Origin of the sequence: Bacillus coreaensis, from assembly GCF_050586445.1 — a bacterium.
Lineage (GTDB): Bacteria > Bacillota > Bacilli > Bacillales > Cytobacillaceae > Robertmurraya_A > Robertmurraya_A coreaensis.
In genome coordinates this window covers 249,548-261,646 of the sequence record NZ_JBOCCY010000004.1, presented here as the reverse complement: position 1 = coordinate 261,646, position 12,099 = coordinate 249,548, and the positions used below count along the sequence as shown (strand labels likewise).

Below are 12,099 nucleotides of genomic sequence, written 5' to 3'. Positions count from 1 at the left end.
TTTTCAGCATCTATGTCATAGAAATATATAATTTTTCATACTCTTTATATTTTTTCCGTTTATCGTACTTACTCTTAGCACTATTTGTAGCATTTTCAAAAAAGTAGGATTTACTTTTTTGTTTTATTAGTCGTATATAGTCCAATAACTCATTAACATTTCCCTTTTCAACTATGAACCCTGTTTTCCCATGGTCTACAGATTCAACACTACCTCCAGTATTAAATGTAATAACTGGAGTACCACATGCCAAGGACTCTAAATTCGTAGTAGGAAAATTATCCTCAAGAGTTGGATTTACGAAAACATCCGCACAAGAATAAATCTCTGCTAACTCTTCAATGTTATTCGTTTTGGGAATGCTAATTATATTATTTGGTAGATCTTTAACTTGCTCATCTGATAATCCTACTAATAATATTAATTCATTTGCATCAAGTCTCACACTTAAATCCTTGAAATACTGCAGGCCTTTTCTTCTATCCCATATACTCGCAACACCTAAAATGATAAACTTATCCTTAAGCCCAAACCTCTCCCTAATATTCCCATTGCTTGGTTTAAAAACGTTCACGTCTACCCCATTGTTAATAACTTGAATTGGATAATGTCCTAGAAAGGAATTCTGAACTTTCTCAGCAAGCCACTCGGAAGGTGTTATGATAGTTAAATTTTTAAGCCCATTAAATATTTGTTTTTTGTTCAAGTAGTTTTCTTTAGAATTATCTATCATTAGGCTAGAAGGATATGCTTTCTTCGCTGGACATTTATAACATAAATCTTTCCATTTATCACAACCAATATAATCAAAATAGGCACAATGGCCTGTAAATGACCAGCAGTCATGTAAAGTCCAAATAACAGGTTTATTAAATTCCTTTAAAAATTCGAAAAGTATTTGAATGTTAAGGTAATATCCATGTATGTTATGAAGATGAATTACATCAGGATTAATATTTTTTATATCATTTATAAATTTATGAGTAGCAGAACTTGACCCAAAACCGTGTTTATCAAATATTCTAGATAAAAATAAATGAAAATAAATATCTTTCTTATTTCCTATCTTAATACTATTTTCACAATTTTTCGGATTATCCCTTCCATATCCAATGTAGCTCTGATAACCACCTTCAATTAGTATATTGTGAATGTCTGTGGCTATTCTCCCTGTACTACCTATACCGCATACAGAATTTATCTGTAGTACTTTCACAATTTTTTACCCCAAACAACCCTGTTAACATAGTCTGTATATGATAAAATTATTCTTAGGACTTTATCCGATACATTGTGCATACTATAGTCACTTACAGGCCTTAATGACTTTTCCTCTTGAGTTTCTAGTATATTTAGTCCCTGGAGTATTCTATCACTTTCTAATCCTACCATCATAACTGATGCTTCTTCCATTGCTTCTGGACGTTCATGCGCTTGCCTAATATTTAATGCTTTAAACCCTAAGATTGAGGACTCTTCACTGATCGTTCCACTGTCACTTAGTACAGCTTTAGAATTACTCTGAAGTTTTACATAATCATTAAACCCTAAAGGTTTCATTGTTCTTATCAACGGATTAAATACAATGCCTTTAGCCTCTAGCATATTCCTAGTCCTTGGATGAGTACTCATAATAATAGGTAGTTTGTACTTTTCTGCTATAGTATTCAGACTATTCACTAAATCAAGAAAGTTAATATCAGAATTTATATTTTCGTCTCTATGAGCAGAAACAACAAAATAATTCCCTTCTACTAAGTCTAGCTCTTGTAGCACATTAGATTTTTCAATATCTAATTTTCTTGAGCTTAAAACTTCAAACATTGGGCTTCCAGTTTTTATAATTCTATCTGCAGGGAAACCCTCTCTTAAAAGATACTCTCTAGCAATATCACTGTATGTTAAATTAATATCTGCCGTATGGTCAACAATTTTTCTATTGGTTTCCTCTGGCACTCTTTGGTCAAAACATCTATTTCCTGCTTCCATATGAAATATAGGAATATGACGTCTTTTTGCTGCAATAGCACACAAACAGCTATTCGTATCCCCAAGTACTAATAATGCATCGGGTTGTACTTTCTCCATAATAGGGTCTACCTTTATTAGTATGTTTCCAATCGTTTCGACAGCTGTACCATTAGCCGCATTAAGAAAGTAATCTGGCTTTTTTAAATTAAAGTCTTTGAAGAAAACTTCATTCAATTCATAATCATAGTTTTGTCCGGTATGAACAAGTGTATGATCGATTGCATTTGATTCTTCCAGTTTTTTAATAACGGCCGACAGTCTTATAATTTCTGGTCTAGTACCTACAACCGTCATGACTTTTAATTTCTTCATTAGTTATACCTCCAAAAAGTAAGTGTCCGGCTTTTCCGGATCAAAGCATTCATTTACCCACATTACTGTCACTAAGTCAGCTTCTCCAATATTAACAATAGAATGTGTATATCCAGTAGGAATGTCAACTACTTGTAATTTCTCACCACTTACTCTATATTCAATAATCTCTTCAGAATCTATATTTCTAAATCGTATTAAACCTTCTCCACTAACAACTAAAAATTTCTCGTTTTTAGTGTGATGCCAATGATTACCTTTAGTTATACCAGGTTTAGATATATTTACAGAAACTTGTCCTCTTTCTGGTGTTCTTATAAATTCTGTAAAAGAGCCTCTATGGTCACAATTCATTTTAAGATCATAAGAGAACTCGTTTTCAGGTAAAAAACTTAAATAAGTGCTATATAACTTTTTTGTCAGTTCATCTTTCATGTTAGCAATGTTTAAAGTTGTTCTACTTTCTTTGAAACTCTTAATAAGGTTGGCCAAATCTCCAAGTTTAATATTATGAGTTACAGGAACAATACAGAAATCACTTTCCCTAGTAGGATTTCCCTTTAGTGCATTTATAAACTCTGCTAGTACATCATCTATATAACACAGATTAAGTTCTGCATCCGAATTGTTTACATGTACATCTAAATTTCTTGCTGTATTATGACAGAATGTAGCTACTACTGTATTATAATTAGGTTTGCTCCACTTACCAAATACGTTTGGTAATCGATATACATATACTCTCGAGTCTATTTCATAGGAATAATTAAATAATAAATCCTCCCCCGCCTTTTTACTCTTACCATATGGGTTATCCTTCTCTGCCTGAATAGAAGAAGTAATTAAAACTGGAGCTTTATTATTATATTTCTTTAATAGTTCTAATAAGTGTAGTGTTAAATGAAAATTACCCACCATATATTCCTTTTCTTCAATGGGTCTATTAACGCCAGCTAAATGAAAGACAAAATCACAATCTTTAGCATATTTCTCTAGTGATGAAGGATCACTTTCTCTAGTAAACTCAAAAATGTTATTATACCCTTGATTTTTAAGCTCTGCGATTAAATTTTTTCCAATAAATCCGTTTGCTCCTGTAACTAGGATATTCATCAAATAACCACCTTTTAAATCGTTACTTTTGTTTTATCTTTCCATTTCAATAATTCCTCTTGTACATAATCTAATTCTAGTAGCTTCCCCTTAATTTCTTCTATTGTTAACTGTTGAGTGTTAGAAGAGTGATATTCTTCCATTGTTGATAATCTACTATCACCATCTGCAAAATATTTATCATAATTCAAGTCTCTTTGATCCGCAGGGACTCGATAAAAGCCACCCATATCTTCCGCGACAACATACTCTTCTTTAGTGAGTAATGTTTCATAGTGTTTTTCCCCATGACGGGTACCTATTACTTTAATTTCATTATTCACATCAAATAATTCCTTTAAAGCTAGTGCTAAATCTCCTATTGTGCTTGCCGGTGATTTTTGAACCATGATATCTCCTGCTTGAGCATTTTGAAAAGCAAAAACAACTAGTTCAACTGCTTCTTCAAGACTCATTAGAAATCTCGTCATCGTTGGGTCTGTGATGGTTAAAGGCTGTCCATTTTTAATTTGTTCAATAAATAAGGGAATAACCGAACCACGGGATGCCATTACATTTCCATACCTTGTACCGCAAATAAGAGTTCGTTCAGGTGATGTTGTCTTTGATTTGGCAACAAACACCTTTTCCATCATTGCTTTGGATATACCCATTGCATTAATCGGATAAGCTGCTTTATCCGTTGAAAGGCATATAACCTTTTTTACTCCATATTCAATTGCTGCAGTCAAAACATTTTCTGTACCGATGATATTTGTTTTAACTGCTTCAAGAGGGAAGAATTCACAAGATGGTACCTGCTTTAAAGCTGCTGCATGAAAAACATAATCAACATCATGCATAGCATTCTTAACACTTGCCAAATCTCTTACATCACCAATATAAAATTTCAACTTTTCATTTTTATATAGTTTTCTCATATCATCTTGCTTTTTCTCATCTCTTGAGAAAATTCGTATTTCCTTTACATCTGTATCTAGAAATCTTTTCATAACTGCATTACCAAAGGATCCTGTACCACCTGTAATTAAGAGAGTTTTATTATTAAACAATTTTCTTCTCCTCCATTTTTAAATTATGATTAAAATGTATATCCATTTTTTTTAGCAATTCATCTTTATTAAAGTTAGAATTATAATAATTTCTAGCATTTTCACCTAATTGTGATAATTCCTTATTAGATTTATATAAAATTTTGATAATAATCTCTGATAGTTTCACTTCATCACCTGCAGGACTTGAATATCCAGATTTTGCCTCATGGATGATTTTGCATGTTTCACCCTCAGCAGATGCAATTATTGGCATTCCGCAAGCCATATATGATTGTAGCTTTGCAGGAATGGTCATTGAGAAAAGAGGACTATCCGTTAGGCTTAGGAAAGCTGCATCACTAGCAGCTAATAATTCAGGTATTCTATCAGCAGGTTGTTTTTCTATAAAATTAAACATACTACCTAAACCGGAAGAGTTTACTATATCAATTAACGTTTGCTTGTACCTGCCATCACCAACGATATTAAATCTGACCTTTTTATTTAATCGTTTTTCTTTTAATAACACAGCCACTTTAGGTAAAATATCTAAACCTTGAGCGTTCCCAATATTACCTGCAAAAATAATATTAAATACATCATCAGCTGGGATTTCAGCAATATTTTTTGGAGCTAACGGTATATAGAAATCCTCGGCGTATTGTGGCCAATACTCTACCATTTCTCTAGGCACATTACGTTTAACAATGGCTTCGACAAAACTATTTGAAGTAGTAAATATCTTTGTACAATGTTTATAGATATAATCAACCATTTTACCAATAGCACCAATTATATGTTTATTTTTTATTCCAGTAATAATCTCGACGTTTTCTGGCCATAGGTCTTGGACATATAAGTAACAAGGAATTTTCCTCCTTTTCGAGAACCATACACCAGGTAACGCCTGAGTCATTGGGGATACCTCAAAAATAAAGACTTGATCAGCTTTTAACTTAGTGAATTTCCCCCAAAAAAATCCTGATACAACAAATGATAGGTAATTTAAGACAAGCATTATTGAGCTGTTTCCTCGCGGGAGTAATGGAATTCTTATAATGTTAATTCCATTGTAAGTATCTCTCGTCTTCTTAAAAAGCCCATACCCACTGTAATACTTACCTTTCGGATAATTCGGAATACCAGTTACTACAGTTACTTTATAACCCTTTTTTACCCACTCAGTACATATATCATTAATACGAAATTGCTCAGGGTAGAAATATTGTGAAATAACTAATATATGTTTCTTCAATTCTCTTCCACCCCCCTTTAGTCATACTTCGGTCATCTCGATTGTTTTTTGAAGATTCCTTATTTGATAATCATCCTTATAAACACTCATACTTTCCTCATATACCAGATTACCAAAGACTTTATTAATAATTCCTACCCTTGGCCCTAATATATTTAATAAAGGATTAAAGACCTTAGTAAGCTTAATCGTTCTACCATGAACCTCTGCTATTAATCTCACCATCTCACTAGTCCTAACATATTCCTTATTCTGTGGGAAAAATAAGCCGCTATCTTTATTATCGATTATCAATCTAATAAACTCACTTAAATTATCAATATGAAGCATACTTCGCTGATTATCTATATCAGGAAATATAGGGAGTTTTTGAGCTGCTTTTGCAAGCTTCGGATAATTCCCTTTAGAATCTTTTCCATAAATCATTGGCGGTCTAATAATCACGACTTTAAAATGATCACTATTTAATTGTTTTATACCCTCTTCTGCCTCAAGTTTACTATTTCCGTAAAAGTTACTTGGAGTAGGGATTGTATTCTGAGAAATAACTCTTTTTTCACTACTACTATCTCCGTATACAATAATACTACTCAGAAAGATAAATTGCCTTACTCCTTCAGTCTTTGCCTTTTTTGCAACCTCTATTGTCAGATCACGATTTACCTTATAATATAAGTCTTCCATTTTTGGGTCAGATGAAACATGTGCAATACCAGCAACATGAAGCACAACATCATAGCCGGAGAAGTCTAATTCCTTCCAATTGTCTTCTCTAAGACTAATCTTTTCTATTAAATAGTTTTCCGAATACTTTGCAACCCATCTCTCAAAACTCAAACCTACATAACTATTTTTACCGGTTACTAATACTCTTTTCATTTAGAAATACTCTCCTTGCTTTTAAGTACTTCTTTCTTGGCTCCCGTTCCACCTTCAACAACACCATCACTTTTTACAACGCTAACGATGGTCCCAAAGAAGCACTTTACATCCATCCAGAGACTAATCCTTTCAACATATTCCCCATCCAGCTTGGATTTGACCTCAATTGGAAGCTCATCACGCCCGTTAATTTGAGCCCATCCAGTTAGGCCAGGTGGTACATTATTTGCTCCATACTTATCACGTTCAGCAATCAAGTCGTATTGATTCCATAGTGCTGGTCTAGGCCCAATAATACTCATCTGTCCAACAAAGATATTCCAAATCTGAGGTAACTCATCTAGTGAGGTTTTTCTCAGAAATCTGCCAATTCTAGTAATGTACTGCTCTGGATTCTCTAGCAAGTGAGTTGGTGTATCCTTTGGAGTATCTATTCTCATTGTACGAAACTTCAATATATTAAAATGGGTCTTATTAATACCTACACGCTTCTGCTTAAATAACACTGGCCCTTTAGATTCAAGTTTTATAGCTATAATTAGAACTAAAAAAGCTGGTGATAAAACAATAAGTCCGATAAAAGATAAGATTATATCAACCAACCTTTTTATCTTCAAATACATACTACTTACACCCCAATTATCATTTTGTAAATCTCATTCTAACAAATCATTCCGGCATCTAACTTTTTTAGCCTATCAATCTTACTATTAGCTTTGACAATTGCACTAGCATTAATATGACAATACTCACCATCATAGCTGTCATTATCTATTAATGCTCCCACACTAATGATGCTCCCCATCCCTATTTTTACATTGGTATTAACAACTGCTTTGGCACAAATTATAGACCCAGCTGCAATACTAGCGGATTGACTGACATATGAGGTTGGCTCAATAAGAATTGGAATCTGAAAACCAACTTTTATTAATTCTTCAGTCCATTTCATTCTTATTTTATTTTTACCAAGTGCAATAACAGCATAGTTGTAGTTGTTGACAAATTTTCCGTATTCATTACATTTCCCGATTGCTATATCAGAATTGTCATCTAAGAAATCAATTTTCCCAAAAGAATTCATAGCAATCGCAGTTTCATTTACAACTCTACCATGGCCACCAGCACCCACTATAAGCAAGTTTCCAATCAAGAAGATCATCTCCAAGTCACTTCTACCAAAAATCTAGGACCGTCTTAACCTGCAAACACGCTTTCTAGAGAATCTTTCTTATTCGCTAGTCCCAGAACGTACTCTTGAATCTCCTTTGAATTCATATGAGTATACTCGTTAATTAAATATTCCACTTCGTCATATCCACTGAGCACAGCTTTTCCAATAAAAATTTTAGGAAACACAGCTTCACCATGAACTTCATTCTCTCCAAGAAGCTCTTCATACATCTTCTCTCCTGGACGAATTCCTGAATACCGAATTCCGATTTCTTCTATAGAATACCCAGACAGGTTGATTAGATTTTTTGCTAGATTTACAATTTTCACTGGTTCACCCATATCCAGGACGAATATTTCTCCTCCACGCGCTAATGCACCTGCTTGCATCACTAACCTTGAAGCTTCAGGTATTGTCATGAAATAACGAGTCATATCTGGGTGTGTAACAGTTACTGGCCCACCAGCTTGAATTTGCTTTTTAAATAGCGGGATTACACTACCTCGACTCCCCAAAACATTCCCAAATCGTACAGCTACAAACTTTGTATGACTGTTCTGTGCTAGGTTTTGAATCACCATTTCTGCAATGCGCTTGGTTGAGCCCATTACATTAGTTGGGTTAACTGCTTTATCTGAGGAAACCAATACGAAGGTTCCTACAGAAAACGTATCAGCAGCTTCTGCTACATTCTTAGTGCCAATCACATTGTTTTTTACTGATTCTTTAGGGTTATACTCCATTAAAGGTACATGCTTATGAGCAGCAGCATGGTACACGACATCTGGACGATGGGTTTCCATCACTTCAAAGATTCGACCACGATCTTGAATATCTGCTATGACAGGAACAATTTCGAAATCAGTTTTATATTTGTTTCTAAGTTCCATATCAATTTGATAAATTGAGTTTTCACCGTGTCCTAATAGAAGTAGTTTTTTCGGCTGAAATTTACTAACTTGACGACAAATCTCTGATCCAATAGAACCTCCAGCACCAGTAACTAGAATCGTATTTCCAGTTATCTTCTTTGAAATACTTTCGATATCTAGTTCAACTGGATCACGTCCTAGAAGGTCTTCTACTTCTACATCACGGAATTGCTTAACTGTCACTCTACCAAGCATGACATCTTCGATTTTCGGCATAATAACCGTTTTTGCTTTCGTTTTTGCACACTCTTGAAAGATGTTGTTCATTTCGTTTTTGCTAAGTGATGGGATGGCAATGATTATTTTATCGATTTTATATTTACCAACCACTTCATTGATATTTGCTGAAGTGCCAACGACGGGTACACCGTAGATATCTAGCTTTTGCTTCTTTGCATTATCGTCAATAAAAGCAACTGGTAGAAGCCCTGTATCTAAGTGACTCATTAATTGCCTAACTAGCAGAGTTCCAGCATCTCCTGCTCCGATAATCAATGCTCTTTTTTGTTCTACCTTTGGTTTTATATAACGATCGCGATAAACTCTCCAAGAAAAACGGGAGCCTCCTATTAATAGGACATGCATCATCCATGCTAGAGCAAGCGCTCTTACATAAATGTCCTGAAATAGTACTAACTGAACTATAGCCGCCGTAATGACCGCAAAACTTACTGCTTTCACAATTGCAACTAATTCACCAACACTCGCATACTCCCATGCCTTCTGGTAGAGACGGTAAAAATAGGCGAATATATGATGGCTTATCAATAGGGTTACAGAACTAATTATTAGTGTCATTAACAACGGTTTGTATGTAATGACATCAAATGATGGATGAAGAATAATATAACTTACAAAAATAGCCGCTAAAACAATTAATGAATCTAACAAAGATAGAAACGTTAACCTCTTTTGATACGTCATAATATCCCTCCCTTTCTTTTTTATTTAGGTAATCTACAAAACACTTTCTTAAACTAAAGCATGGAAGTCATAAAAATATCTAAAGAAAAGACATATTTTGGATAAATACTTTCTCTTTAGATATTTGTGTAATACTTTGTTTAAAAGAGGCCTAAGAATTTTTTTATCTTTACTTTTTCTGGAATTTCTTTCATAATGTTTTTCCCATTAGAAAGGAGATCTGCATTTTCATTAAAATAGTAAACCATATCTACACCAAACTTGGATTCAATAATATCTAGTCCCTCTTCCAACTTAAATGTTCGATTATTCACATTGTGTGCATCAGAAGCGATAAAATGTGTTAAATTTGCTTCTATTAATTGTTGTGAGAATTTCTGAATCTTTTTTCCAAAATATCCTGCTACACTCGAAGCGGTCACCTGGGTTAGAGAACCCTTTTTCACTAAATTATATAATGAATCCGGGTTAGACATTATTTCTTGATTTCTCTCAGGGTGAACTATAATTGGTATCAAACCTTTAACTTGAATATCAAACAAAAGCTTTTCAGTGTATCTTGGTACATGATTAGAAGGAAGTTCAATAAATACATACTGTGTGTGATTTAAAGGCAAAATATGTTCAAATTCGGTTTCTTCTAGGATATCGCCAAAGATCCTCGTTTCCTGACCTGGAAGAATTTTAAGCGGAATATTCTCTTCCATTAAAACAGCATTTAATTCTTTTACTCTATTAATAATTTCTTTTTTTGGATTTTCATATTTTCCATTCATATGATGAGGAGTCGCGATAATTGTATGAATGCCTTCTTTTACCGCTTCTCTCGCCATTTGAATAGAATCACTTATATCCTTTGCCCCATCATCTATTGAAGGGAGAATATGACAATGAATATCTATCATACAACCCACAACTCCTCTAATAAACATTTTTAGACGGTCTACATATTACCATAGACCTACTTATTTGTAAAATTATCACTATTATTCTATTTTTCGGTCCCATAGTAATAGTATTGTTGGTTCATATCCTGCTTTTTATTATTTAGTACTACCCCAAGAATCTTACTTTGAGCGGCAGTTAGTAGTTCCTTTGCCTTAACTGCATTTTCTTTTTCTGTAGTACCTGATGAAACAACTAGAATGGTTCCATCACATCTATTCGCAAGGATTTGCGCATCAGTTACCGCCAATACAGGTGGCGTGTCAAAAATTACCAAATCAAACTCTCTTTTAGCCAACTCAAGGAACTCATCCATTGCTCGAGAGCCCATTAACTCGGATGGATTCGGAGGAATCGGACCACTTGGCAAAACAAAAAGATTCGATGTATCTAGTTCTGTAGCTGCATCTAATAAGTCCATTTGTTTCGTTAGTACAGTAGTTAAACCGAATGTGTTGGTTAAACTAAATGTATAATGGACAGTTGGCTTTCTCATATCCGCATCAACTAACAACACACGCTTTCCTTGTTGAGCAAATACGGTTGCCAGGTTTGCAGTAGTTGTTGATTTTCCTTCCCCTGGTCCAGAGGACGTAATCATCAAAGTTTGTATATCACTATCTACTGTTGAGAACTGAATATTAGTACGAATCGTTCTATATTGTTCAGATACAGGAGATCTCGGATCATTTTTTACAATTAGTTTTCTTTTAGAGTTAGTCACTTTTTGTTTTTTTAATTTATGCGCCAAATTTCTCACCTCTTGTACGCTTTTTGCTTGAGCGTGAATCTATTGGATCCGTTTCTTTAATCATAGGAATAGCCCCTAGTACTGGTAAACCTAGAGTTTGTTCAATATCTTGTTCTGTTTTTAATGTGTTATCCAGGTATTCAAGTAAGAATGCAACACCTACTCCTAGCATTAATCCAACTACCATAGCAACTGCTACATTTAATAAAGGTTGTGGTTTAATTGGAGATTGGTTCTCACCAACTTCTGCTTTGGCTAGAATACTTACATTATCTACATTCATTATGGTCTTGATTTCCTTTTGGAACATCTTAACTGTAGAGTTTGCAATATCAGCTGCTCTTTGTGGATCCTCGTCTTGAACATTAATGTTTACAACCTGCGAATTATTCTCGCTTGCCACACTAATTTTTGAATTTAATGTACTTACTGACAGATCCAAGTTTAAATCATTTATTACTTTCTCTAGAACTGCCGGACTTTTTAAGATAACATTATACGTATTAATTAATTGAAGATTCGTTTGTACTTCATTCGTATTGTAATAAGTTTGATCATCTTTCGTTTGGTTTACTAGAATTTGCGTTGAAGCTTGATAGATTGGTGTTAAGAAAAAGAAACTGATGATTCCACTTGCCATTACTGCAAGTAATGTTATTATCACGATCAAACTCATTCTTTTTTTCAGAGTTTGAAAAAGTTCTTTTAAACTGATAGTCTCTTCCATTGTTCTCCTCCTGAATTCT

General features: G+C 34.0%; 12 protein-coding genes. All 12 read right to left on the bottom strand.

Going from position 1 to position 12,099, the window contains the following annotated elements; genetic code table 11:
* Positions 1–10: 10 nt before the first annotated feature.
* The 12 genes from ACQ5H4_RS08915 to ACQ5H4_RS08860 all read right to left on the bottom strand — a co-directional run bounded on the left by ACQ5H4_RS08915 (position 11) and on the right by ACQ5H4_RS08860 (position 12,080).
* The gene (locus ACQ5H4_RS08915) at positions 11–1,216 is read right to left on the bottom strand and encodes a glycosyltransferase (protein WP_430774587.1); all 1,206 of its coding nucleotides are present in this window, start codon (positions 1,214–1,216) and stop codon (positions 11–13) included.
* Positions 1,213–2,343, bottom strand: a complete 1,131-nt coding sequence (gene wecB, locus ACQ5H4_RS08910; protein ID WP_430774586.1) for a non-hydrolyzing UDP-N-acetylglucosamine 2-epimerase — start codon at positions 2,341–2,343, stop codon at positions 1,213–1,215. The genes ACQ5H4_RS08915 and wecB overlap by 4 nt, the downstream gene beginning before the upstream one ends.
* Positions 2,344–2,346: 3 nt before the next feature.
* Positions 2,347–3,456 (bottom strand): polysaccharide biosynthesis C-terminal domain-containing protein, encoded by a 1,110-nt coding sequence (locus tag ACQ5H4_RS08905; RefSeq protein WP_430774585.1) that lies wholly within the window; start codon positions 3,454–3,456, stop codon positions 2,347–2,349.
* Positions 3,457–3,470: 14 nt separating this feature from the next.
* Entirely contained in the window at positions 3,471–4,508 is a 1,038-nt protein-coding gene (locus ACQ5H4_RS08900) for a polysaccharide biosynthesis protein (protein ID WP_430774584.1), read from the bottom strand.
* Complete coding sequence (locus tag ACQ5H4_RS08895) at positions 4,501–5,745, bottom strand: glycosyltransferase family 4 protein (RefSeq protein ID WP_430774583.1); 1,245 nt, start codon at positions 5,743–5,745, stop codon at positions 4,501–4,503. The genes ACQ5H4_RS08900 and ACQ5H4_RS08895 overlap by 8 nt, the downstream gene beginning before the upstream one ends.
* A 21-nt stretch (positions 5,746–5,766) precedes the next feature.
* Positions 5,767–6,624, bottom strand: coding sequence for an NAD-dependent epimerase/dehydratase family protein (locus tag ACQ5H4_RS08890; RefSeq protein WP_430774582.1), 858 nt, complete (start codon positions 6,622–6,624; stop codon positions 5,767–5,769).
* Positions 6,621–7,250: a sugar transferase gene (locus ACQ5H4_RS08885; protein ID WP_430774581.1), complete on the bottom strand. Its 630-nt coding sequence runs from the start codon at positions 7,248–7,250 to the stop codon at positions 6,621–6,623. The genes ACQ5H4_RS08890 and ACQ5H4_RS08885 overlap by 4 nt, the downstream gene beginning before the upstream one ends.
* A 38-nt stretch (positions 7,251–7,288) precedes the next feature.
* Positions 7,289–7,780: a PglD-related sugar-binding protein gene (locus tag ACQ5H4_RS08880; RefSeq protein ID WP_430774580.1), complete on the bottom strand. Its 492-nt coding sequence runs from the start codon at positions 7,778–7,780 to the stop codon at positions 7,289–7,291.
* 44 nt (positions 7,781–7,824) lie between these two features.
* Complete coding sequence (locus ACQ5H4_RS08875) at positions 7,825–9,657, bottom strand: polysaccharide biosynthesis protein (RefSeq protein WP_430774579.1); 1,833 nt, start codon at positions 9,655–9,657, stop codon at positions 7,825–7,827.
* 140 nt (positions 9,658–9,797) lie between these two features.
* Positions 9,798–10,562 (bottom strand): tyrosine-protein phosphatase, encoded by a 765-nt coding sequence (locus tag ACQ5H4_RS08870; RefSeq protein WP_430774578.1) that lies wholly within the window; start codon positions 10,560–10,562, stop codon positions 9,798–9,800.
* Between the two features lie 86 nt (positions 10,563–10,648).
* Positions 10,649–11,353 carry a CpsD/CapB family tyrosine-protein kinase gene (locus tag ACQ5H4_RS08865; protein ID WP_430774577.1) on the bottom strand — a complete coding sequence of 235 codons (705 nt, stop codon included), beginning with the start codon at positions 11,351–11,353 and terminating at the stop codon, positions 10,649–10,651.
* Positions 11,343–12,080: a YveK family protein gene (locus ACQ5H4_RS08860; RefSeq protein ID WP_430774576.1), complete on the bottom strand. Its 738-nt coding sequence runs from the start codon at positions 12,078–12,080 to the stop codon at positions 11,343–11,345. The genes ACQ5H4_RS08865 and ACQ5H4_RS08860 overlap by 11 nt, the downstream gene beginning before the upstream one ends.
* Positions 12,081–12,099 lie beyond the last annotated feature (19 nt).

Excerpts from the sequence above, each read along its gene's own strand:
- wecB (WP_430774586.1), bottom strand. The coding sequence starts at position 2,343 with ATGAAGAAATTAAAAGTCATGACGGTTGTAGGTACTAGACCAGAAATT.
- ACQ5H4_RS08905 (WP_430774585.1), bottom strand. The coding sequence starts at position 3,456 with ATGAATATCCTAGTTACAGGAGCAAACGGATTTATTGGAAAAAATTTA.
- ACQ5H4_RS08890 (WP_430774582.1), bottom strand. The coding sequence starts at position 6,624 with ATGAAAAGAGTATTAGTAACCGGTAAAAATAGTTATGTAGGTTTGAGT.
- ACQ5H4_RS08885 (WP_430774581.1), bottom strand. The coding sequence starts at position 7,250 with ATGTATTTGAAGATAAAAAGGTTGGTTGATATAATCTTATCTTTTATC.
- ACQ5H4_RS08875 (WP_430774579.1), bottom strand. The coding sequence starts at position 9,657 with ATGACGTATCAAAAGAGGTTAACGTTTCTATCTTTGTTAGATTCATTA.
- ACQ5H4_RS08870 (WP_430774578.1), bottom strand. The coding sequence starts at position 10,562 with ATGATAGATATTCATTGTCATATTCTCCCTTCAATAGATGATGGGGCA.
- ACQ5H4_RS08860 (WP_430774576.1), bottom strand. The coding sequence starts at position 12,080 with ATGGAAGAGACTATCAGTTTAAAAGAACTTTTTCAAACTCTGAAAAAA.